The sequence below is a fragment of the Enterobacter cloacae complex sp. HYC080_NIDB genome, assembly GCF_056673325.1.
This window is the reverse complement of sequence record NZ_CP114212.1, coordinates 2,182,725-2,209,353: the sequence shown is the minus strand read 5'-3', so window position 1 is coordinate 2,209,353 and position 26,629 is coordinate 2,182,725. Positions and strand designations below refer to the sequence as shown.

The following is a 26,629-nucleotide window of genomic DNA, read 5'->3' as shown; positions in this document are numbered from 1 at the left end:
AAACCCTCATTCTATCATGCAGGCGCGCAGCGACCAGTAGCGTAATGTGATATCGGACGCACCTTCGAAGCGCACCCAGGCCGGATGGTCAGGAAAATAGCGGCTGCTCATCACCCCTTCGCCATGATTGATGAAAATTTCAACGCTGGAGCGGTCGCACAGGACGCGTAAATGGTGGACGTCCCCCTGCCAGTAGCGGGTCAACGTCTCACCGGTTTTCAGGCTTGCGCGTTCCAGCCGCACGCCCTGCTCATCAACCGTGAGGCGCAGCGCGCCCGCAAAATCGACGTTCACCTGCGAGGCGCTTAACTCAAACTCCAGTCGCGCGGCATCCAGAACGGGCGCATCGCTGGCACGTCCCTGCCAGTGCTGCTCCTCTTCACGCAGCGCCGCCAGCTCACGCACCGGAGTCTGCCAGAGCTTGCCGTCGCGATACTGCAATTCGCGCGGGCAGGTCATCTGGTGCATCCAGCCGTGCGACCGCGTCGGCTGAAGCATCTCTTCCCCGTCCGGTACGCCCATCCAGCCAATCAGAATGCGTCGTCCATCTTCCGCCAGCGTCGTTTGCGGGGCGTAAAACTCAAAGCCCGCGTCAAGCTCGTGCAGCTCGCCGTGCGCAAACGTGCCGCGTTCATAGCTAAACGCCCCACTCATCCAGGCGGCCGGATAGGTGTTGAGATAGCGATAAGGCTCGCGCGCCAGCCCCTGCGGACAGCAAATCAACACGTGCGTACCGTCGAGCGCGAACAGGTCCGGGCACTCCCACATATAACCTGCGTCCTTCAGGCCGTTGACCCCGTGACCAGCGATTTCACCGCAGGAAGCCCAGGCATGTAAATCAGCGGATTTAAACAGCAGCACTTTGCCGCGCTTTTGCAGATCCTGCGCGCCCAGCACCATGTACCACAGCCCGTCGTGTTGCCACACTTTCGGGTCACGCACATGACCGGTGTAGCCCTCCGGCAGCGCCAGCACCGGCCCCTGCTTTTTAAAGGTGCCGTCCGGCTGTTCCTCGGCCAGGCACTGCCAGGCGGTACGGCTGCCGTCATCGAACTTCACGTTGCCGGTATAGCACAGCGTCAGCACGCCCTGGTTATCCACGGCGCTACCGGAGTAGCAGCCGTTGCGGTCATACTCTTCGTCGGGCATCAGCGCCAGCGGCTCATGCTGCCAGTGGACCAGGTCCGCAGAACTCCAGTGCCCCCAGCATTTAAAACGATGCTCACAGTCCAGCGGATTCCACTGATAGAACAGATGGTAGCGACCGGCAAACCAGATAAACCCGTTGGGATCGTTCATCAGCCCCGTCACCGGCGCGGCGTGCCATTGCGGATAATGGCTGTCAGCCTGCGCGCGCGGCTGCCCTTTCATAACGGCCTGCAGAATCGCAGGCCAGCGGGAAGGTAACGTCATTATTCAGAGTCCGTTTTATATTTCAGCAGCAGCGAGACGGTAAACGCCACGCCGAAGGCAATCACCATGCCGATAATATAGTTGAGCAGCGAGCTGGCCTGCACGATGGCCATACCCGGAATGGCGGTCAACCCGACGGCAGTCATGTAGACATGCACAGAGACCACCCAGGCGCCCCCCACCGCGCCACCAATCAACGCGGCAATAAACGGCTTAACGAAACGCAGGTTGATACCAAAAATGGCCGCCTCGGTGATGCCCAGCATCGCAGAGAACGCCGACGGTAACGTAATGGCTTTGATTTTGGCATCGTTGGTTTTGAACCACACCGCCAGACAGGCTCCGCCCTGCGCCACGTTCGCCATGGCCCAGATCGGCAGCAGGAAGTTCACGCCAATCGACGGGTTGCCCAGCAGCCCCGCTTCAATCGCGTGGAAGCTGTGGTGAATACCGGTGATCACAATCACCGAATACAGTCCGCCAAACAGCAGCCCGGCCAGCCAGCCCGCGTGGGCGATAAGCGTGCTCAGGATAAAGGAGATACCATCCCCTAAGGCGCGTCCCGCCGGACCAATAATCAGCAAGGCGATAAAGCCAGAGATCACAACGGTGAGGAACGGCGTCAGGATCAGGTCCAGCGCATCCGGAATCACGCGGCGCAGGTTTTTCTCCACGATGCTCATAAACCAGACGGCCAGCAGCACCGGAAATACCGTGCCCTGGTAGCCAATCATCGCGATCTCCAGGCCGAAGAAGTTCATGGTGTGGAAACCGGACGCCACGCCCCAGGCGTTAGTCAGCGCCGGATGGGTCAGGATGCCGCCCAGCGTCGCGCCCAGGTACGGGTTACCTCCAAACTCCCGCGCGGCGGTAAAGCCGATCAGGATCGGCAGAATGATAAACGCCGCCGAACTGCACATGTCCAGCATGATATAGATAGCGTTGTCCGCATTGACCCAGCCGTAGGTTTTCACCATGCCGAGCAGGCCCATCAGCAGGCCGGACGCCACAATCGCGGGAATGATCGGCACAAAGATATTGGAGAGCAGACGCGCAATGCGCTGGAACGGGTTCAGCTTGCGCGCCGCCAGGTCCGCCGCCTCAGACTTGCTGGACTCGCTAATCCCCGCCGCCTGAATAAACGCGGCGTAGACTTTATTCACCACGCCCGTACCAAAAATCACCTGCATCTGCCCGGCGTTACGGAAACAGCCTTTAACGCCGTCGACCTTGCCGATCGCCTGCTGATCGGCCAGCGCGTCATCAACCAGCACCAGACGAAGACGCGTTGCGCAGTGCGCCGCGCTGGCGATATTTTCCTTGCCACCCAGCAGCGGAATAAGCTCGCGGGCGATTTGATTAAAATCCATAGATACCTCTGCCTGACTTCTTTTTTATGATGTGCGAAACGCCCCCGCCAGGCGGGAGCGTGATGGGTTAAAACCAGGTTTCCATCTGGACCCCAAAGTTCCATTCCCCGCCGGCGTTGAAACCGCTGCTGCCAAAGGCATCATCGGTGGCGTAATTATCCAGTTTGCTGCTCCAGTCCATCCAGGTGGCGAACAGGCGAAGCTCCGGGCGGCTGAAGAAATCGCCGATTTTGCTCGCTTTTAACGTCGGAGCAAAGGTCAGCTTGTAGAAACTGCCGTTGACGGCGTTTCGGTCTTTATAACCTTCCGGGTTTAAGTCCATGTACTGATAGCTTCCCTCAAACGCCAGCGCGAAATTCTGGGTCACCTCTTTAATCAGGCGGGTGTTGAGCGTGACCCACTCATAGCTGTCGCCTTTGACGTAGCGATCTTTACTGCTCTGCGCCAGGATGGCAGGCGCAATGCTCCAGCCACCGCCAATTGGCGTGACACCGTAACTTGCAAAGCGCCAGGTATCCGCCTCGGACAGCAGTGCGCCATCCGAGCCGATGCTTTTCACTTCCGCCCCCAGCCCGTGACCATACAGCAGCGCGGTTTTGGCCGTCCCCTCCCGCAGGCCGTAGAAGCTCTCGTTGTGCAAGCCCACCAGGGCATGAACGCCCGTGTTAGCGGCATCCGTTTTGATGAGATCGCCGTTCGCGTCTTTACGATCGTCATTATCTTTAGCCCGCAGGCCGCTCACCATCAGCTGGAGCGGCCCGGCGAAGTGGTTCATGCTGAGGATATAGTTCTGAACGTTATTGTCGGTTTGCTCCACGCTGCCGAAGTTGCGGCCATAGAGGGAGAAGTTACTGCGCAGCGAATCGTTCCATTTCACGTCGTAGACGCCACCACCGGTACCGGCCAGGAACACCACGTCGGAATCCAGCCAGTGAATATCAAAGTTATCGCGGTCGAAGCGTTTACCTGCCCAGAATGTACTGCCCTTCAGCGCGCCGGTGAAATCAGGGAGATTGCCCAGCTCCGCAAAGGCCTGACGAATATTGAGATCGCTGGTATCAGCTGACCAGTCGTTATAGGTTCTCTGGCCGTCGGCCAGCATCGCTTTAAAGCGCGTCGTCGCCCCGTTATCCAGGGTCTGTTTGTGCTCCAGGTTCAGCTCAACGTAGGTGTCGGCTTCATTACCCAGACGCCCTACTGCACCACCGGTTTCGCCGGCTGGGGTCAGATACGGACCGCTTTTGCTGCTGGAGGCCGCGTCATTCATCAGCAGGCCGGAACGAGCGTAGCCGTGGAACTCAAACCCGCTGCTTTGATCCGCTTTCTTCTCCAGCGCAGTGGTGCGCTGCGCCACCGCCTGGGTTGTCGACTGCGTCTGCTGCTGCGCGGCAACGAGCTGCTGCGTTTTTTGTTCTGCTTCCGTGGCGCGTTTCTCCGCCCTCTGCGCGCGCGTCTCTGCGTCCTGAAGGCGTTGTTCCATTGCGGCAAGCCGCGCTTCGATACTTGTCATATCCGTTTGGGCAAAAACAGAGGTACTTCCGGCCAGCATGCCTATCATCACGGCAAGTCTGCGTTTTTTATACATTTTGTCGCATCCCTCAAAGAAGTCATTAAACGTGCTAAATTGCTAAACCGGTTTAGGTTGCTGATACTAAACTGGTGAATTTTGGATCGGCAATCTTTTTTGCTAAACCGTTTTAGTAAGTGTGATCGGGGCGACAATTCAGGCCGTCGACCGACGGCCTGTAAAGGGAGAAATTACAGCTCGTGCTGCCAGGGCAAGGCGGTCATCGCCCCTTTCGCGGTGGTGGCTAGCGCGCCGCAGCGCTGGGCTAAGGTGATGGCGGGAACCAGTTCAAGACCGGCGGCCAGCCCGTAGAGCAGACCGGCGACGAAGGCATCCCCCGCGCCGGTGGTATCTACACACTTAACCGGGGTTGCCGGATAGTGGTTCACGGTGCCTTCATGCCAGGCAATAACGCCCTCTTTACCCTGCGTGACGAGCACCCGCCGCGCCGGACAGCGACGCATGAGTGCAGCCAGACCGGCGTGCACCTGCTCCTCACCGGTTAAAAATGCCAGTTCCTCGACGGAGAGTTTCACCACATCAGCACGTTGCAGCGCCTCTTCAAGGCTGCGTCGAAGTGCGGTTTCATCCGGCCAGAGATCCGGGCGTATATTGGGGTCAAAACTGACGTAACCGCCCGCCTTCCTGATGGCATCCATCGCCTGAAAGGCCGCACTGCGGCTGGGTTCAGCGCTTAGCGCGATGGAGCAGACGTGCAGCCATTCACCCTGGCTGAAGGTAGGCAGATCGGCAGGTTCCAGAAACAGATCGGCGCTCGGGCGCACCATAAAGGTAAACGAACGTTCGCCCTGTTCGTCGAGATCGACCACCACCGTTGAGGTGCGGTGTGCCGGGTCAAGGCGCATCCACTGCACATCGACCCGCTCGTCAGCCAGTGTGTGAGCCATAAAGCGCCCGAAAGGATCGTCTCCAACTCTGCCGATAAACGCGCTACGCCCCCCCAGGCGGGCAATACCGACCGCAACGTTTGCCGGGGCGCCACCCGGACATTGCAGTAATCTCCCTTCTCCATCAGGCAGCAGATCCACCACCGCATCACCCAGTACCCAGATTTTTTCCATGTGAACCTCGAAGCTAAACTATGTTAAACCGTTTTAGCTATTTAAGCACAGGCAGGACGACGGGGAAATAACGCGAGTGGAAAATTGCCTTAACGCACCAGGTGCGGCCAGTGAATATCTCCGACGCCGTTAAGCAGCGGGCGGGCAAACAGGAAGCCCTGGAAGCGGCGGATCCCGGCAGATTCGAGCCAGCACCACTCCTCTATTTTCTCGATACCTTCCGCCACCAGGGTGATTTCGAGATCGGAGCAGCAGCTAATAATCGAGCGTACAATCGCCTGTTTCGGACCGCTCAGGTGAATATCGCTGATAATCTCCCGGTCAATCTTAATTTTATCCGGCTGGAAGCGCGTCAGCAGAGAGAGACCGGCATAGCCGGAACCAAAATCATCAATCGCCATGCCAACCCCCTCACCGCGAAGTTGTTTAATGGCGCTGTTGAACTGATTCAGTCCGGATATCATCTCGTTTTCAGTGATTTCCAGCACCACCTGCTCTGGCTGAAGCCCGTGTTTTTTAATCTCACCGACCAGAAATTCCACTGCGCCAGGGACATTCACCAGCGACATCGGCAACAGGTTGACCGCAATTTTGTGGCTGCCAATCCCCAGCTTTTCCGCCAGCGCAAAGGCATAGGCTTTCGTCTGGAGATCGACCTGATAGAGGGTGTCCGGGTCAAGGGCGCGGAAGAACTGGTCCGGACTGCCGCCGTCATTGCTGCGGATAAGAGCTTCAAGGGAGCTGATCTTGCCTTCCGAAGGCTCAACAATCGGTTGAAGCGCAAATTGACAGGTTTGCGCGGCAATCAGGCCCAGAGACTCGCCAAAGGGTAAGGTTTCGGGTTCGAGCGCCCACTTTGCCGGATCGTAACGTCCACCCGACGGGTTCGGACGCTTATCTGTAATAAACGTCTGAATAAATTTGAATACGCGGTCATCGGAGGCCAGGTAACTGTCGAGTTTGCTGTAACGCAGCACCGATTGCAGCACCTCTTTCGGCGACTGCGTCTGCAGATCGAACAGCAGCATCCCGACGTTTTCGAATCGTCTGCGCGGGCCATAATCCCGCATCAGTTCAACCACTCCGCTGTGCCGCTTGTCATCACGGATTTTATTGAAGAGCCTGACCACGCCCTCTTCGGAACCTTCAAGAATTTGCAGAACGTCATCCCCTTTAGAGAGGAGCACACCGGTTATATTCAGCTTCGCGTTACGGCGTCTGGCGCGCTCCACCACCTCCCGGAGTTCGGTTGACGGGTGGGATAAATTCAACTGGCTTCGGTAAATGAGAGTCGTCAGCACAAAACGGGTTCCGATGAGAGAGGTGCCTTGAAGGTATTATTTAACATACTTAATCATTGCGACCTAACATATTCACACAACAGAAGAACGTTACTTTTTCTCATCCCCGATTCGGCTGTTGATCCTCTCCTCCATGTAGCCGTAGAACGAGTTTGAGGTGACCCGCATAAGCGCCTCTTTCCCGACGCTCAACACAGAGGTTTCCCCCCAGAGCGCTATCGTCCCCAGGCTAATGCCGTAGCGGTTTTTCACGTCAGGCTCCCGGCCATAGAGATCGTCATCCTGCGGGAACGGCACCGCAACGTGCGACAGGGAATAGACATCCTGCGGCCAGGACTGCCCAAGCGGCACGACCGTCTCGTGAGTGCTTCCTGCCGGCGTGATTTTCGCTACCGTTGAGAAACTGTGTTCATTCGCATTGGTAATAACCGTGACAGTGTAACGTCGATCGACAGTAGGCAGCAGCGCTGAGGTGGCCGTCCAGGACGAGGGCTTGAACAGCGGACGGAAGCTCGCCGCCTGGTTGATATCAAATACCACCAGCTCGCTGCCATTTGCCGGAAGCTGATCAAACAAGCCGCTCACCACCGCGCGGGTGCTGACGGTGGAATCCATCACCGACTGGAATGCCAGAACCGGCGGCAGCGTTGCCAGCCTGTTTTCCCGCGCCTCCCGGCCAATCTGCTCCTGCAGCGCCTTCGTCAACAGCCACGACTGGCGGGCGGCGTTCACCGGGAACGAGTTGTATTTATACGGGTTATATTCCGGGGAAATATTCAGCCACGCCGCTTTGGCAAACGCCGGGAGCAGCGCCGGTAACCCGGCGAAACCGGCGAATCGCGCGAATGCCGTCACGCCGATCATCGGCGACAGCAGCACCAGTTGCTGCGGCTTACGCAGCGATGGCACGTCAAGTGCATCGAGGGCATATTTCATCGCCAGCGCCCCGCCGTTGGAATAGCCCACCAGATGCAGGGGCACATTTTCTCCCGCCAGACGCGTCGCTTCCCGAACGGCAAGGCGCGTCGCCGCCAGCCACATCTCCCAGTCAACGTCCGTCAGCGCGCCAGGCGCGGTGCCGTGTCCGGGCAGGCGCGGAACCACGGCCACAAAGCCGTGGGCCTGATAATTCTGAGCAAGATGTCTGACGCTATAGGGTGAATCCGTCAGTCCATGGAGCAACACCACCGCGCCGCGCGGCTTTCCGGCTGGCATGAGTACAAAAGAGCGGTTGGCATCCGGTGAAAACTGACCCGGCCAGACCAGGCTCTGGCGGTAATAGCGGTTTAGCGGCGTTTGTTCCTCATGCTCTGTTTTTGCCGTCACCGCGGTATTAAGATCGGCGAAAATGGCATTTTCGCGGGCAACATACCCGGCAAAGTCGGCGCCATCGAGCTCGCGTACGGACATCTCATCTGCCCGCCAGGTATGCCAGAGATGCAGTTCAGGCCCCTGCTGCGAGAGATAGACCCGCACTGCCAGCAGGACGACCAGTACGATCCCCACCACCATCGCTATTTTCTTAACAAGCACCATCAGATGCTCGCTGACTCGCCAGGGCCAATTCGCCATGCCGGGATCCCTTTCATGTCTACTGTGTTTCTATCTTATCAAAAATGTGAACGGGCTGACGTATTCACCAAATTCATACGTGCAGATTCTGTCACTGCACCAAAAGTGAACTACGCTGCACAAATGTTGATCATCCGTTAACTAAATATTGCATGAAGTTTGCGGCAGAGCAGGCATTTCCTCGCCTGTGATCATGGCACGCGTCATGCATTGTTAACGAGGTAACACTAGATCGGCTTTTGACAGCGTGTTAACAGCGAGGCGGTATGACGACGAAACCTGAGATGTTGAGCCGTATCGAAACGATGTTTAGCCAGTTCACGCCCAGCGAAAAACGGGTCGGAAGCTGGTTGCTTGCCCACGCCGCGCAGATACCGTTTGAAACGGCTGAAAGCGTCGGTCAGGCGAGCGGGACGAGCGGGATCACCGTGGGACGCTTTCTGCGCAAGCTGGGCTACCGCAACCTGGAGGATGTCAAAAAGAGCCTGCGCGATCCGTATCAGCCCTGGGGTATGAACGAACGTCTGGACTCCTGGCAACAGCAGCGCCCCCTGCCCAACCGCCTTCAGCACGCCCTTTCGCTGGAAGTGGACGCCATCACGCAGGTGTATCAGCTCGCGCAAACGGACGTCTTCCGCCAGGTCGTACACAACCTGGCCCATGCGGATGCGGTGTTTGTGCTGGGGATCCAGTCCACCCGCGGGATTGCCAACGCCTTCTTCAGCCACCTTGAGTACCTGCGCCCGCGCGTGAGCTATTCGGAGGGGGCATCCGGAAGCTGGGTGGAATCCCTCAACTCGGGGTTTTCGCAACCTTATGTCGTGCTGACCGATACGCGCGCCTACTCCGCGATGGCCCGCCAGTACTGCCGCGTCGCGAGCGAAAAAGGCATTCCGCTGGCCTTAATCACCGACATCTGGTGTCCGTGGGCGCGGGATTATCCGATGGACTTACTGCAGGTGAAAACCGATACCGGTCATTTCTGGGATTCACTTGCCCCCGTGAGCTGTTTGTTCAACCTGCTGCTGTCGGGCGTGGTGGAAGCGTTGGGTGATGCGCTCCCGGCACGTCTGGCGGTAAACCGGCAATTACAACAAGAGTTTGGTCAATTCGAACGCTAAAGGAGCGGAGCTATGCCCGAAGAGAGTGAACTGATTGATGTGGCGAAGACATTTCCCACGCTGCATATCGATCTGAAGTACGCCACTGCCGACAACATCACCGGTCGCCCGATCTACCAAGAGGCGCTGTGCCTGCTGCATACCGACGCCGCCACCGCGCTGGCAAAAGCCATCAGCATTGCCACGCTGGCCGGGCTGAAGCTGGTGGTGTACGACGCCTACCGACCGCAGCAGGCGCAGGCCCAGCTGTGGGATGCCTGCCCGAACCCGGAGTATGTGGTCGACGTTGCGATTGGCTCCAATCACAGTCGCGGCACGGCCATCGACGTCACGCTGATGGACGAACACAATACCGTGCTGGATATGGGCGCCGGTTTTGACGAAATGCACGACCGCTCGCATCCGTATCACCCTTCCGTACCGCCGCACGCCCAGCGCAACCGTCTGCTGCTGAATGCCATCATGTTCGGTGGCGGTTTTGTCGGTATCAGCAGCGAATGGTGGCACTTTGAACTGCCGAACGCCGCCAGCTACCCGCTGCTTGATGACCGTTTTGCCTGTTTTCCCCTGACGCACACCCCTCTTTAAACCTGGAGCACTGCCATGAAAACATCGCTTCTCACGACCCTGATCGCCGCCACGCTGGTAATGAACGCTCCGCTGGCGCTGGCTGCCGTCCCGAAAGACATGCTGGTGATTGGTAAAGCCGCCGACCCGCAAACGCTCGACCCTGCCATCACCATTGATAACAACGACTGGACCGTCACCTATCCGTCCTATCAGCGTCTGGTCAAGTACAAGCCAGGCTCTACCGAGGTGGAGGGCGATCTCTCGACAGGCTGGAAAGCGTCCGACGACCAGAAAGAGTGGACCTTTACCCTGGCGGATAACGCGAAATTCTCCGACGGCACGCCGGTCACCGCCGAAGCGGTAAAACGCTCTTTTGAACGCCTGCTGAAGCTCGGCCAGGGGCCGTCTGAAGCCTTCCCGAAAGATCTGAAAATTGATGCGGTAGATGACCATACGGTGAAATTCACCCTCAGCCAGCCGTTTGCCCCCTTCCTTTACACGCTGGCAAATGACGGGGCATCCATCATTAACCCGGCAGTGCTGAAGGCAAATGCCGCGGACGATGCGCGCGGTTTCCTGGCGCAAAACACCGCCGGTTCCGGGCCGTTTATGCTCAAAAGCTGGCAGAAAGGCCAGCAGCTGGTGCTGGTGCCTAACCCACACTGGCAGGGTGAAAAACCGCACTTTAAGCGTGTATCGGTAAAAATTATCGGAGAGAGCGCCTCCCGCCGATTGCAGCTTTCCCGCGGCGATCTGGACATTGCCGACTCCCTGCCGGTCGATCAGCTCTCGGCCCTGAAGCAGGAAGGAAAAGTCGCCGTCGCGGAATACCCGTCCCTGCGCGTGACCTATCTCTACCTCAACAACAGCAAAGCGCCGCTCAATCAGGTGGATTTACGTCGAGCCATTTCATGGGCGACGGACTACCAGGGCATGGTGAAGGGCATTCTGAGCGGCAACGGCAAGCAGATGCGCGGCCCGATCCCGGAAGGCATGTGGGGCTTTGACGCCACGGCAATGCAGTACAGCTTCGATGAGGCCAAAGCGAAAGCGGCCCTGGAGAAGGTCAAAGACAAGCCCGCCAGCCTGACCTTCCTTTACTCGGATAACGATCCGAACTGGGAGCCTATCGCCCTCTCAACCCAGGCCAGCCTCGGCAAGATCGGCATTAACGTCAAGCTTGAGAAACTGGCGAACGCCACCATGCGCGACCGCGTCGGTAAAGGCGATTACGACATTGCGATCGGTAACTGGAGCCCGGACTTTGCCGACCCCTATATGTTCATGAACTACTGGTTCGAATCAGACAAAAAAGGGCTGCCGGGCAACCGTTCGTTCTATGAAAACAAAGAGGTCGACTCGCTGCTGCAGGCCGCGCTGAAAACCACCGATCAGGCAGAACGCACCAAAGATTACCAGCAGGCGCAAAAAGTGGTGATTGACGAGGCGGCCTACGTTTATCTGTTCCAGAAGAACTATCAGCTGGCGATGAACAAAGAGGTTAAAGGCTTCACCTTTAATCCGATGCTTGAGCAGGTGTTCAACATCGCCACCATGAGTAAATAACGAATTCGCCGGGGGAAAGTGTATGACGTTCTGGAGCATCGTGCGCCAGCGCTGCTGGGGATTACTCCTGGTGGTGGCCGGTGTCTGTATCATTACCTTTATTATTTCACACATGATCCCCGGCGATCCGGCCCGTCTGCTGGCCGGAGACCGTGCCAGCGACGACATCGTGCAAAACATCCGCCAGCAACTGGGGCTGGATCAGCCGCTGTATATCCAGTTTGGTCGCTACGTCGATGCTCTCGCCCATGGCGATCTCGGCACGTCCATTCGTACCGGACGTCCGGTTGCACAAGACCTGAAGGCCTTTTTCCCTGCCACGCTGGAGCTGGCCTTTTGCTCCCTGCTACTGGCGCTGGTCATCGGCGTGCCGTTGGGGATTTTGTCGGCGGTCTATCGCAACCGCTGGCTGGATCATCTGGTGCGATTAATGGCGATGACCGGCATTTCCACACCAGCCTTCTGGCTCGGTCTGGGCGTTATTGTGCTTTTCTACGGGCACCTGCAGATCCTGCCGGGCGGCGGCAGACTGGACGACTGGCTCGATCCGCCGACGCACGTCACCGGGTTTTACCTGCTGGATGCCCTGCTGGAGGGCAACGTCGAGGTCTTTCTCAATGCGCTTCAGCATCTGATTTTACCCTCGCTGACGCTGGCGTTTGTTCACCTGGGCATCGTGGCGCGTCAGGTGCGTTCCGCGATGCTGGAGCAGCTTAGCGAGGACTACATCCGCACGGCGCGCGCCAGCGGCCTGCCTGGCTGGTATATCGTCCTGCGTTACGCTCTGCCCAATGCGATGATCCCGTCGATTACCGTGCTCGGGCTGGCGCTGGGCGATTTGCTGTACGGTGCAGTACTGACCGAAACCGTCTTTGCCTGGCCGGGGATGGGTGCCTGGGTGGTGACGTCCATTCAGGCGCTCGATTTCCCTGCCGTGATGGGCTTCGCTGTCGTCGTCTCTCTGGCCTACGTATTGGTGAATCTGGTGGTCGATCTGCTTTATCTGTGGATTGACCCGCGAATTGGGCGCGGAGGTGCCGAATGATGTTAACGCAGGAAACGCCCGTCCCGGTTAAAACTGCAAGACAACGTATCAACTGGGCAAAACTGTTCTGGATGCTGCGACAAAGCCCACTCACGATAGTTGGCGGCGTGATTATGATTGCGATGCTCCTGGTGATGGTGACCTCACCGTGGATTGTGCCGCATGACCCGAACGCGCTGGATCTGACCGCCCGTCTGCAGGCACCGTCCGCACAACACTGGTTTGGTACCGATGAAGTGGGACGCGATCTGTTCAGCCGCGTCCTGGCAGGCAGCCAGCAGTCGATCGCCGCCGGGCTGGCGGTGGTGGTGATTGCAGGCGGAATTGGCTCGCTGCTGGGCTGTTTGTCCGGCGTACTGGGTGGGCGCGGCGACGCCATCATCATGCGGGTGATGGACATCATGCTCTCTATACCCTCTCTGGTGCTGACCATGGCGCTGGCTGCCGCGCTCGGCCCGAGCCTGTTTAACGCCATGCTGGCGATCGCCATTGTCCGCATTCCGTTTTACGTCCGTCTGGCGCGCGGCCAGACGCTGGTGGTCCGCCAGTTTACCTACGTGCAGGCCGCCCGCACGTTTGGCGCATCGCGCTGGCATTTGATCCGCTGGCATATTCTGCGCAATGCCCTGCCGCCGCTGATTGTGCAGGCTTCGCTGGACATTGGTAGCGCTATTCTGATGGCCGCGACGCTGGGGTTTATTGGCCTGGGTGCACAGCAGCCGACCGCCGAATGGGGGGCGATGGTGGCCGTTGGCCGTAACTACGTTCTCGACCAGTGGTGGTATTGCGCCTTTCCCGGTGCGGCCATTTTGATTACCGCCGTGGGTTTTAACCTGTTCGGTGACGGTATCCGCGACCTGCTGGATCCGAAGTCAGGAGGGAAACAGTCATGACCGAATCGGTATTACGCATTGAAGACCTGCACCTGAGCTTCCCGATTTTTCGCGGTGAGGTCCACGCGCTGAATAACGTCTCGCTGGAGATCAAAAGGGGTGAGATCGTCGGCGTGGTGGGCGAATCGGGATCGGGGAAATCCGTGACCGCAATGCTCGCCATGCGGCTGCTGCCGGAAGGCAGCTACCGGATCCATCAGGGCCAGGTGATGCTACTGGGTGAAAATGTCCTCGCGGCATCTGAGAAACAGCTCCGCCAGTGGCGCGGCGCCAGAGTGGCGATGATTTTTCAGGAGCCGATGACCGCCCTCAATCCGACGCGACAGATTGGCAAACAGATGGTGGAGGTGATCCGCCAGCATCGACCACTTTCCCGGCGGGAGGCGCAACAAAAGGCGATTACCCTGCTGGAAGAGATGCAAATCCCGGACGCGCACCAGGTGATGGCGCGTTATCCGTTCGAACTCTCCGGCGGCATGCGCCAGCGGGTGATGATCGCCCTTGCCTTCTCCTGCGAGCCGGAGCTGATCATTGCCGACGAACCGACCACCGCACTGGACGTTACCGTCCAGCTGCAGGTACTGCGCTTGCTGAAGCATAAGGCGCGGGCCAGCGGCACCTCTGTGCTGTTTATCAGCCATGATATGGCCGTGGTATCCCAGCTCTGCGACAGAATGTATGTGATGTATGCCGGTAGCGTGATAGAGAGCGGCGCCACGCAAACGCTGATCCATGCCCCAGTTCATCCCTACTCCATTGGCCTGCTGAAGTGTGCGCCGGAGAACGGTCAGCCCCGCGATCTGCTCCCGGCCATCCCCGGCACCGTCCCCAACCTCAGCCAGCTTCCGCAGGGATGCGCATTCCGCGATCGCTGCTTTGCCGCCGGGGCGAAATGCAGCGAAACCCCGCGCTTACACCCCCATGGCGCAGAAGGCCAACAGGCCGCCTGCTGGTATCCGCAACAGGAGAAACCCCATGTCTGATGTGCTGCTGGAACTGGATAGCGTGCACGTAAACTTTGCGGCACGTAAAAACTGGCTGGGCCGCGTCACCGAGCAGGTGCATGCGCTCAACGGACTCGATCTGCAGATCCGCCGGGGAGAAACGCTGGGCATTGTCGGGGAATCCGGCTGCGGTAAAAGCACGCTGGCCCAGCTGCTGATGGGCATGCTTAAGCCCAGCGCCGGGGCATACCAGCGGGTAAACCACGCGGGCGGCATGCAGATGGTGTTTCAGGACCCGCTCTCGTCGCTCGATCCGCGCTTGCCGGTCTGGCGCATCATCACCGAGCCGGTGTGGGTGCAAAAACGCAGCCCCGAACGGGAACGCCGACAGATGGCGGAAAACCTGGCGTTGCAGGTTGGCATTCGTCCGGAATATCTCGACCGGCTACCGCACGCCTTTTCCGGTGGCCAGCGCCAGCGCATCGCCATCGCCCGGGCTCTCTCGTCCGATCCGGACATCATCGTGCTCGACGAACCGACCAGCGCGCTGGATATCTCCGTGCAGGCGCAAATCCTCAATCTGCTGGTGACCCTGCAACAGCAGCGTAATCTGACTTATGTGTTAATTTCGCATAACGTCTCGGTGGTCCGACACATGAGTGACCGCGTGGCGGTAATGTACCTCGGGCAGATTGTGGAGCTGGGCAGCGCCGCGCAGGTGCTGGGGGAACCGCGCCATCCTTATACCCGTCTGTTGCTCGATTCGGTTCCCCGCACCGGTGAACCGCTGGATGAAACGCTGGCGTTACGCAAAACGGAGCTTCCCGGAAACCGTCACCTGCCCAAAGGCTGCTTTTTCCGCGACCGTTGCCCGCTGGCCACGCAGGGGTGTGAAGATCCCCAGGCTTTACAGCCCTCTCACGAGGGCCGTCACGTTCGCTGCTGGCGCAGCCTGGGTTAGATTTGCGCCATCCCGCCGTCCACAAACAGCTCGGTGGCGTTAATAAAGCTGGCCGCATCGGAGGCCAGGAACGCCACCGCTTTCCCTACTTCACCCGGCGCGCCTAAACGTCCGAGCGGGACCTGCGCGGCCAGCGCATCGTACAGCCCCTGACGGTGTTCTTCCGGCACCAAATCACCGAGCCCCGGGGTTTTGATTGGGCCCGGACTCACCACGTTGACGCGGATCCCGCGGCCCTGCAAATCCAGCGCCCAGGAGCGGGCAAAGTTGCGAACGGCGGCCTTACTGGCGCTGTAGACGCTAAAGTTTGCCGTCCCCTTAATGGAGACCGTCGAGCCGGTCAGAATAATCGACGATCCGGCGGATAACAGCGGCAGCGCCTTCTGCACCGTAAAGAGCACGCCGCGGACGTTAGTACCGAAAATACGGTCAAACTGCTCTTCGGTGATCGCGCCCAGCGGCAGCATATCACCGCCCCCCGCATTGGCGAACAGGATATCCAGACGGCCTTCCTCTTTTGCAATCCGGGCATAAACCTCATCCAGATCGCCGAGTTTAGAGACATCCGCACGAATGCCCACTGCCGTTGAAGCAATTTCAGCCACCGCCGCGTCCAGCTCGGCCTGACGACGTCCGGTGATGTACACCTTCGCCCCCTGAGCCGCCAGCTCCTGCGCCGTGGCAAGACCAATACCGGTGCTGCCCCCGGTTACCAGTGCAATTTTTCCTGAAAGAGTCGTGTTCATGTCATTTACCTTTTGTTGGGTTTGATTTGCGCGCTTTCGCTCGCGTTGAACAAACTTTAGCCCTTGCAGCATTAATGAAAAATGGGCAAAAATGAAAATGACTATTCACATACAGAAATAATCAGAGGGCCTGATGGACCAGTTAATGGCAATGCGTGCCTTTACGCGGGTGGTGGAATCCGGCAGTTTTACGCGCGCGGCGGATTCGCTGAATATGCCGATAGCCACCCTGAGCAAACTGGTGAAATCTCTCGAAACGCATCTTGAGATCCGCCTCCTGCACCGCACCACCCGCCGGGTCGTCACCACGCCTGAGGGGGCGGAATACTATGAAAAAGCACTCAGGGTGCTGATTGATATCGAAGATATTGACACCTCTTTTCGCGTTTCTCGCGCGACGCCAAAGGGGCATCTGCGCGTCGACATCGGCGGCTCCACCGCCCGCGACGTGCTCATCCCCCTGCTACCACATTTCATGCAGCGCTACCCGGATATCCGGATCGATCTTGGGGTGGCCGACCGGCCCGTAGACTTAATCAGCGGTAACGTAGACTGTGTTATTCGCGGCGGCCCGCTGAACGACTCAACACTTATTGCCCGACATCTCGGCAATGCTGAAATGGTTACCTGCGCGACGCCGGGTTATCTGAAGAATCATGGCGTCCCGGCCTATCCGCAGGAGCTGCGCAACGGCCACAAATTGATAAGCTATCTCTCTCCGGTCACCGGGCGGGCCTTTCCGTTTCGCTTCAGACAGGATGGCGAGGCGCTGGAAATCAGCATTCCACACTATCTCGGCGTCAATGAAAGCAATGCCCATCTCGCTGCTGCCGCGGTGGGACTTGGGATTGTTCAGACTTTTGAGTATTCGGCAAAGCACTATTTGCAGACGGGAACATTGACGGCAATCCTGAGCGACTGGCGCCCTGCTGCCTATCCGTTTCATGTGGTTTACCCCCAAAACCGGCATTTAACGCACCGCCTGAAGGTATTTATTGCCTGGCTGGCGGAGGTATTCCCCGCCGCGCTGAAGGGATAGCCGGGCGCGAGCCCGGCTGGGGCTTAGTTGAGTTTGTAATCGAGCGTGATGTCGGCTTTCAGCAGCTGCGACACCGGGCAGCCTGCTTTCGCTTTCTGAATGATGCCGTCAAACTGCTGAGGCGCGATGCCGGGAACAGTCACCTTGCTTTTCAGCGCAACCTTTGTGATAGCAAAACCGCCGTCGGTTTTATCCAGCGAGACGTCTGCAGTGGTATCAATGGAATCGGCGGTATAGCCCGCCTCACCCAGCATCAGCGAAAGCGCCATCGAGAAACAGGCGGCGTGTGCCGCGCCAATCAGCTCCTCAGGGTTGGTCCCCTTTTCACCCTCAAAGCGGGTGTTAAAGCCATAAGGCTGCTGATTGAGAACGCCGCTCTCGGTAGAAACCGTTCCTTTCCCGCGTTTAATGTCGCCAGACCAGTGTGCTGAACCGTGCTTATGAATAGTCATTCTTGCTCTCCTTTTGGCTTACAAAGGGTTAAGTATAGAAGGCTACTCAGATTCTGCGGCGAAGACAGAAGAGTCTTAGCCACTGAACACATGTTGCGCCAGTGCATCAAGGAATGCGCGCAGTGCGGCAGGTTGATATTCTCGGGACTGGTAAATGCCATGGATGGCAAGCGGTTTCGGCTCCAGCATGCTCAGAACCGGCACCAGTAATCCCTGCGCCAGCGCGTCAGATGCCTCACGCTCCGGCAACATGGCGATACCGCAGTGGTTAATCGCGGCGTCCATCAACAGCGATGAGATGCTGGCGCTCAGGTTGCCGCTGACGGCCACGCTCAGGCTTTCACCTTCCGGCGTAAGAAAATGCCAGGACTGCCCGGCGAAAAAGCTGTAGTGCAGGCAATTATGCTGCGCTAAATCTTCGGGACTGACGGGCGTTCCGTGCTGAGCAAGATAGTCCGGCGAAGCGCAAAGGACTGAACGACACTCCCCCAGTCGGCGGGCGATCATGCCCGGTTCGGGGGTGTCGGTAATGCGTACGGCGACATCAATACGCTCCCCTACCAGGCTCACCGGGTGGTTGTTCACATCCAGCTCGATGCGCAGCTGCGGGTAGCGCGCGAGCAGCCCGGGGAGCACCGGCGCAATCAGGTGCATGGCGGTAAAGTGTGCACAGGCGACCCGCAGCGTGCCTGACGGCAAATCTTTCTCCGACTGGCCCTCAATCTCCTGCGAGAGCTGCGAAAGCGTCCGCGTTTTCTGCAACACTTTTTCGCCGGCTGCGGTCAGCGTCAGCTTGCGCGTGGAGCGGTTAACCAGGCGTGTTCCCGCCCACTTTTCCATTTGTTCCAGGTAGCGGCTCACCATCGGGCGCGAGATCCCCAATGCGCGGGCCGCCGCGCTCAAACTTCCCAGCTCGCATATCCGGTTGTAGACCTGAGCGGCAATAACGCGATCCATATACGCTCCATTTGCTCGATTTATGAAACTAAGCATGTCTTGTTTCAGGAATTCTGGCAAATACAAATATCCGTACAATAGAGACTTTCCTGAACCACAGAGACATGATGATGAAGCTTACTCGCCTTGCACTGCTTTGCGCCCTTTTCACACCGGCTGTTTTTGCCGCGCCGTTGACGATTGACACGTATAACCCGCAGGAAAAAGGCATTTTCGCGGTCTCTTCCACGCTGGTCTCTGGCCCGAAAGAAGCCGTTCTGTTTGACGCTCAGTTCAGCGTGAAAGATGGCGAAGCGCTGGTGGAGAAAATTCGCCGCAGCGGTAAAACGCTGAACAAGATTGTGATCACTTCCGGCGATCCGGATTTCTATTTTGGTCTGCAACCGCTGGTAACAGCCTTCCCGAATGCCAAAGTGGTGGCCACGCAGCAGGTGGTTGACCATATTAAGGCCACCAAAGACGCTGGTCGTTCCGCAGGTGCTCGCCTCAACCACGTTTATGGTTGACGGGGAAAAAATCGACATTGAACAACCAGACAGTTACGCGGCTTACGTGTGGATCCCGTCTGCGAAAACGATCCTCGGTGGCACCGGTGTCTCCTGGGGTATTCACGTCTGGACGGCAGATACCCAGACGCCTGCTCGCCGCCAGCAGTGGCAGCAAACCCTGGACAATATGGCTGCGCACAAACCTGAACGCGTGATCCCGGGTCACTATCTTGGGACTCCGCCTGCCGGAACGGGCGCGATTGATTTTACGCGTGGCTACCTGCAGCATTTTGAACAGGCTTTATCCGCACACAAAGACTCCGCGGGCGTTATCGGCGCGATGAAAAAACAGTACCCGGATCTTGCCGAAGAGAGCTCCCTGGAATTAAGCGCCAAAGTAAATACCGGCGAAATGAAGTGGTAAGTTAAAAACGGCTCCTGCTATATTTCCCCCATAGCAGGAGCACCGCCCAAATATCCTCGTTGCCCAACGTCAATTTATCCCCACGTTTTAAAAGTGCATAAAAGCATGCACTTATGACATTTTCGTTTCTAAGATGAATCTTAGCCACAACGGGTAAAATATTTGCCATTCTGTTTATGAATTACATTTTTTGCGAGCCGTACCATTAAACAGACAACGACACGGAGGCAGCATGTTTACTTATTACCCGGCTAATACTGCAGCAGCACAACCTGAACTCGTTAACGCGATTGCGCAGGGTCTTCACGCCGAACACGGTGCTGTGACTGAAGATGACATTTTGATGGAACTGACCAGGTGGGTGGAATCCACGGATAATGACATCCTCAGTGACATCTACCAGCAGACCATTAACTACGTCGTCAGCGGGCGAAACGCACCTTTGTAAAAACCTGCTAAGCTGGATCTGCAACCTAAGGGGTTACATTTCGTTTGCGTAAGCAAACTGGTCCTTAAAACTATCAACAGGATTGAGGAGTTAACATGAAATCGAACCGTCAGGCACGCCACATTCTGGGACTGAACTACAAGCTTTCTAATCAGCGTAAAGTGGTGATTGAAGGCGACCACGAAACGCAAGTCACTCACGCCACCGGCAGAAAACGCCACGCGGGCAAGTAAGTTCCAGACTGAGACAGAGAACACCATCGGCAAAACCGATGGTGTTTTTGTTTATGTGTTGCGGTAATTAATATTCAGCTCCTTTATAATACCGCCCGACCGCACCCCATCGCACAGGCCAGAAAGATGACAAACAGCAGTGTCAGGGACGGATCTTCAAAAAAAGAGTGAGTGACATGGACAACAAACTGAAAAAACATCGTTCCTTATATATCCCTTATGCCGGACCGGTTTTACTCGAATTCCCCCTGCTCAACAAAGGTAGCGCCTTCAGCATGGAAGAGCGCAGCAGCTTCAACCTGCTGGGTTTACTGCCCGAAGTGGTTGAAACCATCGAAGAACAGGCAGAGCGCGCGTGGATCCAGTATCAGGGCTTCAAAACCGAAATCGACAAGCACATCTACCTGCGCAACATTCAGGACACCAATGAAACCCTCTTCTACCGCCTGGTGCAGAACCATCTGGAAGAGATGATGCCGGTGATCTATACCCCGACCGTGGGTGCTGCCTGCGAGCGTTTCTCTGAGATCTACCGTCGCTCCCGCGGGGTATTCATTTCTTACCAGAACCGTCACAACATGGACGATATTCTGCAGAACGTGCCTAACCACAACATCAAAGTCATTGTGGTCACTGACGGCGAGCGCATTTTGGGTCTGGGTGACCAGGGCATCGGCGGGATGGGTATTCCGATCGGTAAGCTGTCACTGTACACCGCCTGTGGCGGCATCAGCCCGGCGTATACCCTGCCGGTGGTGCTGGATGTGGGCACCAATAACCAGCAGCTGTTGAACGATCCCCTGTATATGGGCTGGCGTCATCCGCGTATTACCGACGAAGAGTACTACCAGTTTGTCGACGATTTCATCCAGGCCGTGAAACACCGCTGGCCGGACGTGCTGCTGCAGTTCGAAGACTTTGCGCAGAAGAACGCGATGCCGCTTCTGAACCGCTATCGCGATGAGATCTGCTCCTTTAACGACGATATCCAGGGCACCGCAGCCGTGACCGTGGGTACGCTTATCGCCGCCAGCCGCGCAGCCGGCAGCCAGCTGAGCTACCAGAAAATCGTCTTCCTCGGTGCAGGCTCCGCAGGATGCGGTATCGCCGAACAGATTATTGCCCAGACGCAGCGTGAAGGCCTGAGTGAAGAGCTGGCCCGCTCCCGCGTGTTTATGGTTGACCGTTTCGGCCTGCTGACCGACGGTATGCCGAACCTGCTGCCGTTCCAGACCAAACTGGTGCAGAAACGCGAGAACCTGAAAAACTGGGATACTGACAACGAAGTCCTCTCCCTGCTGGACGTGGTGCGCAACGTGAAGCCGGATATTCTGATCGGCGTTTCCGGACAAACCGGCCTCTTCACGGAAGAGATTATTCGTGAGATGCACAAGCACTGCGAGCGCCCTATCGTGATGCCGCTTTCCAACCCGACCTCCCGCGTAGAAGCGACGCCGCAGGACATCATCGCCTGGACCGAAGGTAACGCGCTGGTTGCGACCGGCAGCCCGTTCGATCCGGTGGTATGGAAGGATAAAACCTATCCGATTGCCCAGTGCAACAACTCCTATATCTTCCCGGGTATTGGTCTGGGCGTGATCGCCTCCGGCGCGTCTCGCATTACCGATGAGATGCTGATGTCCGCGAGCGAAACCCTCGCGGGCCACTCGCCGCTGGTCAATGATGGTGAAGGGCTGGTTCTGCCTGAGCTGAAGGACATCCACAAGGTGTCGCGCGCTATCGCGTTTGCGGTAGGTAAAATGGCGCAGCAGCAGGGCGTGGCAGTGAAAACCTCTGCCGACGCGCTGCAGCAGGCTATTGACGATAACTTCTGGATGCCTGAATACCGCAGCTATCGCCGTACCTCGATTTAATTCGCTCCGACCGTTCCCTCTCCCCGTGGGAGAGGGTTAGGGTGAGGGCATCAGACCGCATCATCGAATCCCACTAGCCAAACCCCCTTTCCCCCGCTACACTCCTTTCATCCATTAACCTACTGAATATATAAGGAGGCCAATTATGCTGTACTGTGAAATTTTCAATGTTTCACATACATTTGGTGATCGCACCCGCTCAAGCGTTATCGGTATCGTGCTGCGATAACTTCTGCTTGAGCGAAGACACCAACCCCTGAAATCCCTTCTCTCGGGCTTACTGAGTTATCGTCAGCGATGTTTGACGAGGCATAAACATGCCTGTAACTCTTGGGTAAGCAACAATGAGCACTTTACTCACTGCACAATTTTTACGTGTTGATACGGCGTTTGGCACGCTCTTCGACTCCCTTTCTTTTACGCTGAAAAAAGGCGACCGCATTGGCCTACTGGGCGATAACGGCTGCGGAAAAAGTACGCTTTTAAAGGTGCTGGACGGCACAGACTCCCCCGCCGCCGGTACGGTAGCGCTGGCCGGGCACTGCCTGATGGCGCGCATTGAGCAACATCTTCCGGACGCTATTTTCCCGCTGACCATGCTGGATGCCGTACTCGCACAGCTGCCTTTAGCTGAGCGCGATAGCCTGCGCTGGAAAGCCGAAACGCTGCTGGCCGGCATGGGCTTTACCCCGCAGGATATGACGCTGCGCTCCGCCACGCTGAGCGGCGGGCAACACACCCGGCTGCTGCTGGCGCGGGCGTTGATTCACGAGCCGGATCTGCTCCTGCTGGATGAACCCAGTAACCACCTCGATTTGCCGACCATGCTCTGGCTGGAACATTTTTTACAGAACTGGTCAGGCAGCTTCGTGCTGGTCTCGCACGACCGACAGTTGCTGGATGCCGTCACAAACGGCAGCTGGATCCTGCGCGATAAAACGCTGCACTACTTTGCCCTTCCCTGCACGGCCGCACGCAAGGCGCTTGAAGCAAAAGATGAAAGCGACACGCAGCGCCACAAGGCGGAGCAAAAGGAGATCGATCGCGTGACCGCCAGCGCGAAGCGGCTGGCGACCTGGGGCAAGGTTTACGATAACGAAGACCTGGCCCGGAAAGCCAAACAGATGGAAAAACAGGTCGAACGGCTGAAGGAGAGCCAGACGGCGCTTACGGCTGGCAGCCAGTGGACGTTAACCCTGCGCGGCGATGCGCTTCGCGCCGACCGACTGCTGGAGATAGAAAACCTCGGCGTGCCGCCTGCGCCGGGACTTTCTGAGCTGTTTAACATCGACATCGCGCGTCTGAAAAGCGGCGATCGCGTGGCGATTGTGGGTCGTAACGGCTGCGGAAAATCGTCTCTGATGAAGCTTATCTGGCGCTGTTTTAGTGATGAGCAGAGCGATACGGGGCTGAAACTTCATCCACGCGTGTCAGCTGGCTATTACGATCAGACGCTGAACCAGCTGCCGGATGACGCCACGCTGTTTGACGCGCTGGAGCCGTTCGCGCCCGACCCGCAACACAGAAAAATGGCGCTCATCAGCGCCGGATTTCCGTGGGCGCGTCACGGACAAAACGTCAGTACGCTCAGCGGTGGCGAACGCTCTCGACTGCTGTTTGTCGGCCTGACGCTTGCCCGCTATAGCCTGCTGATGCTCGATGAGCCGACCAACCATCTCGACATGGAGGGCAAAGAGGCGCTGGCGCAAACCCTGCAGCAGTTTGAGGGCGGCGTCCTGCTGGTCAGCCACGATCGTCAATTAATTAGCCAAAGCTGCAACCGTTTCTGGTTAATTGAAGAGGGAAAGCTGAGCGAATGGCATGATGCAGAATCGGTATTCGAGCGGCTGCGTGAAAGCGCGGGACTGGTAACATCCCCAGCTCCCGTCGACGCCACGACCATGCCTGTATCCCCCTCTGACGATCTGCTTGAACGGCTTGTCGCGCTGGAAACATTGCTGGAAGACGATCTCGCGCGGAAGCCAAAGCATCAAAAACCGCAGCTTCAGGCACAATGGCGTAAAGAAATTAAGGAGATAGAAGCACAGCTGTAACGCTGCGCCCGGCGAGCCTCTCGTCGGGCCAGTATTTTCCCCCTTAATTATTAGAGGAACATCCTTTTCTTAATCTGAAATCACCCTAAATGATGACATTATGTTGCGGGCACCTTGCATTACAGCGCTTAAGCATTAATCCTTGAGGAGTATTACACCTGCTATGCAGATACTCATCATGAACAAGGAGATACACATGAAGGCTGCTGTTGTTACTCAGGATCATCAGGTTAACGTTACCGAAAAAACCTTGCGCCCGCTCAAGCACGGGGAAGCCCTGCTGAAGATGGAATGCTGTGGCGTATGCCATACCGATCTTCACGTAAAGAACGGTGACTTTGGCGATAAAACCGGGGTGATCCTGGGCCATGAAGGGATTGGCATCGTCAAAGAAATCGGCCCTGGCGTGACGTCGCTGAAGGTCGGCGATCGCGCAAGCGTAGCCTGGTTCTTTGAGGGCTGTGGTCACTGTGGATACTGTAATACCGGCAACGAAACCCTGTGCCGCGATGTAAAAAATGCCGGTTACTCCGTTGATGGCGGCATGGCGGAAGAGTGCATCGTCACCGCCGACTACGCGGTAAAAGTACCGGATGGCCTGGATTCTGCTGCCGCCAGCAGCATCACCTGCGCAGGTGTCACCACTTACAAAGCGGTGAAGATCTCAGGTATTAAACCGGGCCAGTGGATTGCCATTTATGGTCTGGGTGGGCTAGGCAACCTTGCGCTGCAGTATGCTAAAAACGTCTTTAACGCCAAAGTCATCGCGCTGGATGTTAATGACGAACAGCTGAAGCTTGCCGCCAGCATGGGTGCGGATTTGACCATCAACTCCCGCAGTGAAGATGCCGCTAAAATTGTGCAGGAAAAAACCGGCGGCGCACATGCTGCTGTCGTCACTGCCGTCGCAAAAGCGGCCTTCAACTCCGCGGTGGATGCCGTGCGCGCCGGTGGTCGCGTGGTCGCGGTTGGTCTGCCACCGGAAGCGATGAGCCTGGATATTCCGCGCCTGGTGCTGGACGGCATTCAGGTGGTGGGTTCACTGGTTGGTACCCGTCAGGATCTGCAGGAAGCGTTCCAGTTTGCGGCGGAAGGTAAAGTGGTACCGAAGGTGACAATGCGTCCAATCGAAGATATCAACGCCATCTTCAAAGAGATGGAACAGGGTCAGATCCGTGGCCGTATGGTGATTGATTTACGCTCATAAGCGCTCATCATTTATCACCGCTCCCGAAAGGGAGCGGTTTTCATACAGCCGTACGAGCCTTAACGTGTGACTGTCTTGTCCGCAGATATCCGTACAACAGCAATGCGCTCATGGCCGAGAATGAGAGTATCGCCGCTGGTAGCGTGACGTAACGCCAGCTAAAGCCAAGGGTAATCATCATCCCGCCAAAGTACGCGCCAATCGCACTGCCGAGATTAAATGCCATCTGTCCCCCTGCCGCCCCCAGCATCTCACCGCCCTTCGCATTTTGCAGAAGGAGGATTTGCAGCGGCGCAGAGAGCGCAAACAGCCCGGCACAGCAGATAAAGCCCATGACCAGCGAGGCCGTTTTCTGTTCGCCAGTGGCAAAAAGCAGCAGCAGTGAGGCGACAATCACCATATCGGTGGTGGCGGCAATGCGCAGTGGGCTAAAGCGACCAGAGAGTTTACCGCTTAACAGATTGCCCAACACCATCCCAAGACCCATCAGCATCATGATGGCGGTCATCACCCCTTCCGAAAAACCGGAGACGTTAACCATAAAGGGCTTAACGAAGCTGAACCACGCAAATACACCGGCGTTACCAAACATAGTGGCGGCAAAAATCAGCCACGGTTCTGGTCTTTTCAGAAACTGGAACTGCTCGGTCAATTTGATTTCTGATTTGTCATGGAGGTGTGGCACCCAAAGGATAACCGACAGGATCACCAGCGCATCGAACACCGCAATCAGGAAAAAGGTATAGCGCCAGTTAAATGCGTGCCCCAGCCAGGTACCCAGCGGGACACCGACCAGGTTAGCCACGGTCATACCGGCGATCATCCCGGCCACGGCAACCGTTACCTTCCCCGGTGGCGCTATTTTAGAGAGGATAATCGCCCCGACGCCAAAAATGGCCCCGTGCGGAAAACCAGAAATTAAACGCCCCAGCGCCAGCCAGAAATAGGACGTGGAGAAAGTAAACAGCGCATTGCCGACAGCGCACATCGCCACCAGGAACAACAGCGTGGTTTTTAACGAGAACTTGCCCGAAAAGAGCGCCACAATCGGGGCACCAATCACCACGCCGAAAGCATAAAACGAAATCATATTCCCGGCCGAGGGAATAGAAATGCCGGTATCGTGCGCCAGTTCGGTGAGCACACCCATAATGCCAAATTCAGCCATCCCCAGGCCAAACGTGCCAAGCGCCAACGAAAAAATTGTCTTTTTCATACCACGACCACAGGTTAAAAACTCGCGACGGGCATTATTGAACAAACTTGTATGGTGAGCCAGTTCAAATCAGCTGGCTGACACGT

23 protein-coding genes and 1 pseudogene are annotated in these 26,629 nt (G+C 57.2%); 14 read left to right on the top strand and 10 right to left on the bottom strand.

The genetic code is table 11. From position 1 onward, the window contains the following. Window positions 1-6: 6 nt before the first annotated feature. The 6 genes from O1723_RS10450 to O1723_RS10425 all read right to left on the bottom strand — a co-directional run bounded on the left by O1723_RS10450 (window position 7) and on the right by O1723_RS10425 (window position 8,305). Window positions 7-1,413, bottom strand: a complete 1,407-nt coding sequence (locus O1723_RS10450) for a sucrose-6-phosphate hydrolase (RefSeq protein ID WP_014883885.1) — start codon at window positions 1,411-1,413, stop codon at window positions 7-9. Then, window positions 1,413-2,783 (bottom strand): sucrose-specific PTS transporter subunit IIBC, encoded by a 1,371-nt coding sequence (locus O1723_RS10445; protein ID WP_014883886.1) that lies wholly within the window; start codon window positions 2,781-2,783, stop codon window positions 1,413-1,415. The genes O1723_RS10450 and O1723_RS10445 overlap by 1 nt, the downstream gene beginning before the upstream one ends. 67 nt (window positions 2,784-2,850) lie before the next feature. Continuing rightward, a complete protein-coding gene (locus O1723_RS10440; RefSeq protein ID WP_014883887.1) occupies window positions 2,851-4,368 on the bottom strand; it encodes a carbohydrate porin in 1,518 nt (505 codons plus the stop codon). A 173-nt stretch (window positions 4,369-4,541) separates the two neighbouring features. After that, a complete protein-coding gene (locus tag O1723_RS10435) occupies window positions 4,542-5,432 on the bottom strand; it encodes an aminoimidazole riboside kinase (RefSeq protein ID WP_014883888.1) in 891 nt (296 codons plus the stop codon). Window positions 5,433-5,521: 89 nt separating this feature from the next. Next, a complete protein-coding gene (locus tag O1723_RS10430) occupies window positions 5,522-6,733 on the bottom strand; it encodes a diguanylate phosphodiesterase (RefSeq protein ID WP_023330455.1) in 1,212 nt (403 codons plus the stop codon). A gap of 90 nt (window positions 6,734-6,823) precedes the next feature. After that, window positions 6,824-8,305, bottom strand: a complete 1,482-nt coding sequence (locus O1723_RS10425; RefSeq protein WP_248191048.1) for an alpha/beta hydrolase — start codon at window positions 8,303-8,305, stop codon at window positions 6,824-6,826. 266 nt (window positions 8,306-8,571) lie between these two features. Between O1723_RS10425 and O1723_RS10420 the strand changes: the two genes are divergently transcribed. From O1723_RS10420 to O1723_RS10390, 7 genes are read left to right on the top strand one after another with little or no spacing between them, the layout of a single operon-like run. After that, the gene (locus tag O1723_RS10420) at window positions 8,572-9,426 is read left to right on the top strand and encodes a MurR/RpiR family transcriptional regulator (RefSeq protein WP_023337322.1); all 855 of its coding nucleotides are present in this window, start codon (window positions 8,572-8,574) and stop codon (window positions 9,424-9,426) included. A 12-nt stretch (window positions 9,427-9,438) separates the two neighbouring features. Further along, a complete protein-coding gene (ddpX, locus tag O1723_RS10415; RefSeq protein ID WP_014883892.1) occupies window positions 9,439-10,014 on the top strand; it encodes a D-alanyl-D-alanine dipeptidase in 576 nt (191 codons plus the stop codon). 15 nt (window positions 10,015-10,029) lie between these two features. Then, window positions 10,030-11,562, top strand: a complete 1,533-nt coding sequence (locus O1723_RS10410) for an ABC transporter substrate-binding protein (RefSeq protein ID WP_023337323.1) — start codon at window positions 10,030-10,032, stop codon at window positions 11,560-11,562. A gap of 22 nt (window positions 11,563-11,584) precedes the next feature. Then, window positions 11,585-12,607, top strand: coding sequence for an ABC transporter permease (locus tag O1723_RS10405; RefSeq protein WP_014883894.1), 1,023 nt, complete (start codon window positions 11,585-11,587; stop codon window positions 12,605-12,607). Next, entirely contained in the window at window positions 12,604-13,500 is an 897-nt protein-coding gene (gene ddpC, locus O1723_RS10400) for a D,D-dipeptide ABC transporter permease (protein WP_014883895.1), read from the top strand. Before O1723_RS10405 ends, ddpC begins: the two co-directional genes overlap by 4 nt. Further along, on the top strand, window positions 13,497-14,483 hold the full coding sequence (locus tag O1723_RS10395; protein ID WP_014883896.1) for an ABC transporter ATP-binding protein: 987 nt from the start codon (window positions 13,497-13,499) through the stop codon (window positions 14,481-14,483). Before ddpC ends, O1723_RS10395 begins: the two co-directional genes overlap by 4 nt. After that, window positions 14,476-15,405 carry an oligopeptide/dipeptide ABC transporter ATP-binding protein gene (locus O1723_RS10390; RefSeq protein WP_023337324.1) on the top strand — a complete coding sequence of 310 codons (930 nt, stop codon included), beginning with the start codon at window positions 14,476-14,478 and terminating at the stop codon, window positions 15,403-15,405. The genes O1723_RS10395 and O1723_RS10390 overlap by 8 nt, the downstream gene beginning before the upstream one ends. Here O1723_RS10390 and O1723_RS10385 read toward each other — a convergent pair. Next, entirely contained in the window at window positions 15,402-16,151 is a 750-nt protein-coding gene (locus tag O1723_RS10385; protein WP_023337325.1) for an SDR family NAD(P)-dependent oxidoreductase, read from the bottom strand. The two genes, O1723_RS10390 and O1723_RS10385, sit on opposite strands and share 4 nt — an antisense overlap. Before the next feature lie 133 nt (window positions 16,152-16,284). On the opposite strand from O1723_RS10385, the gene O1723_RS10380 reads away from it, so the two are divergent. After that, on the top strand, window positions 16,285-17,190 hold the full coding sequence (locus O1723_RS10380) for a LysR family transcriptional regulator (RefSeq protein ID WP_038421147.1): 906 nt from the start codon (window positions 16,285-16,287) through the stop codon (window positions 17,188-17,190). 23 nt (window positions 17,191-17,213) lie between these two features. On the opposite strand, the gene O1723_RS10375 is transcribed toward O1723_RS10380, so the two are convergent. Further along, window positions 17,214-17,642: an OsmC family protein gene (locus tag O1723_RS10375; protein ID WP_014883900.1), complete on the bottom strand. Its 429-nt coding sequence runs from the start codon at window positions 17,640-17,642 to the stop codon at window positions 17,214-17,216. Between the two features lie 75 nt (window positions 17,643-17,717). Beyond that, a complete protein-coding gene (locus O1723_RS10370) occupies window positions 17,718-18,599 on the bottom strand; it encodes a LysR family transcriptional regulator (protein ID WP_023337327.1) in 882 nt (293 codons plus the stop codon). 110 nt (window positions 18,600-18,709) lie between these two features. Here O1723_RS10370 and O1723_RS10365 point away from each other — a divergent pair. The 6 genes and pseudogenes from O1723_RS10365 (at window position 18,710) to adhP (ending at window position 25,327) form a co-directional block, all read left to right on the top strand. Beyond that, a pseudogene (locus O1723_RS10365) lies at window positions 18,710-19,511 on the top strand (MBL fold metallo-hydrolase). A gap of 232 nt (window positions 19,512-19,743) precedes the next feature. Beyond that, on the top strand, window positions 19,744-19,959 hold the full coding sequence (gene bdm / locus O1723_RS10360; RefSeq protein WP_023337329.1) for a biofilm-dependent modulation protein: 216 nt from the start codon (window positions 19,744-19,746) through the stop codon (window positions 19,957-19,959). A 95-nt stretch (window positions 19,960-20,054) separates the two neighbouring features. Continuing rightward, on the top strand, window positions 20,055-20,192 hold the full coding sequence (gene sra, locus O1723_RS10355; protein WP_008501714.1) for a stationary-phase-induced ribosome-associated protein: 138 nt from the start codon (window positions 20,055-20,057) through the stop codon (window positions 20,190-20,192). A 176-nt stretch (window positions 20,193-20,368) separates the two neighbouring features. Continuing rightward, entirely contained in the window at window positions 20,369-22,066 is a 1,698-nt protein-coding gene (locus O1723_RS10350) for an NAD-dependent malic enzyme (RefSeq protein ID WP_023330463.1), read from the top strand. A 344-nt stretch (window positions 22,067-22,410) separates the two neighbouring features. Beyond that, window positions 22,411-24,120 (top strand): ABC-F family ATP-binding cassette domain-containing protein, encoded by a 1,710-nt coding sequence (locus O1723_RS10345; protein ID WP_023337331.1) that lies wholly within the window; start codon window positions 22,411-22,413, stop codon window positions 24,118-24,120. A gap of 196 nt (window positions 24,121-24,316) precedes the next feature. Next, entirely contained in the window at window positions 24,317-25,327 is a 1,011-nt protein-coding gene (gene adhP / locus O1723_RS10340; protein ID WP_023337332.1) for an alcohol dehydrogenase AdhP, read from the top strand. A 40-nt stretch (window positions 25,328-25,367) separates the two neighbouring features. Here the strand turns inward: adhP and araJ are convergent, their stop codons facing one another. Then, window positions 25,368-26,543 carry an MFS transporter AraJ gene (gene araJ / locus O1723_RS10335; RefSeq protein WP_023337333.1) on the bottom strand — a complete coding sequence of 392 codons (1,176 nt, stop codon included), beginning with the start codon at window positions 26,541-26,543 and terminating at the stop codon, window positions 25,368-25,370. Between the last annotated feature and the right edge of the window lie 86 nt (window positions 26,544-26,629).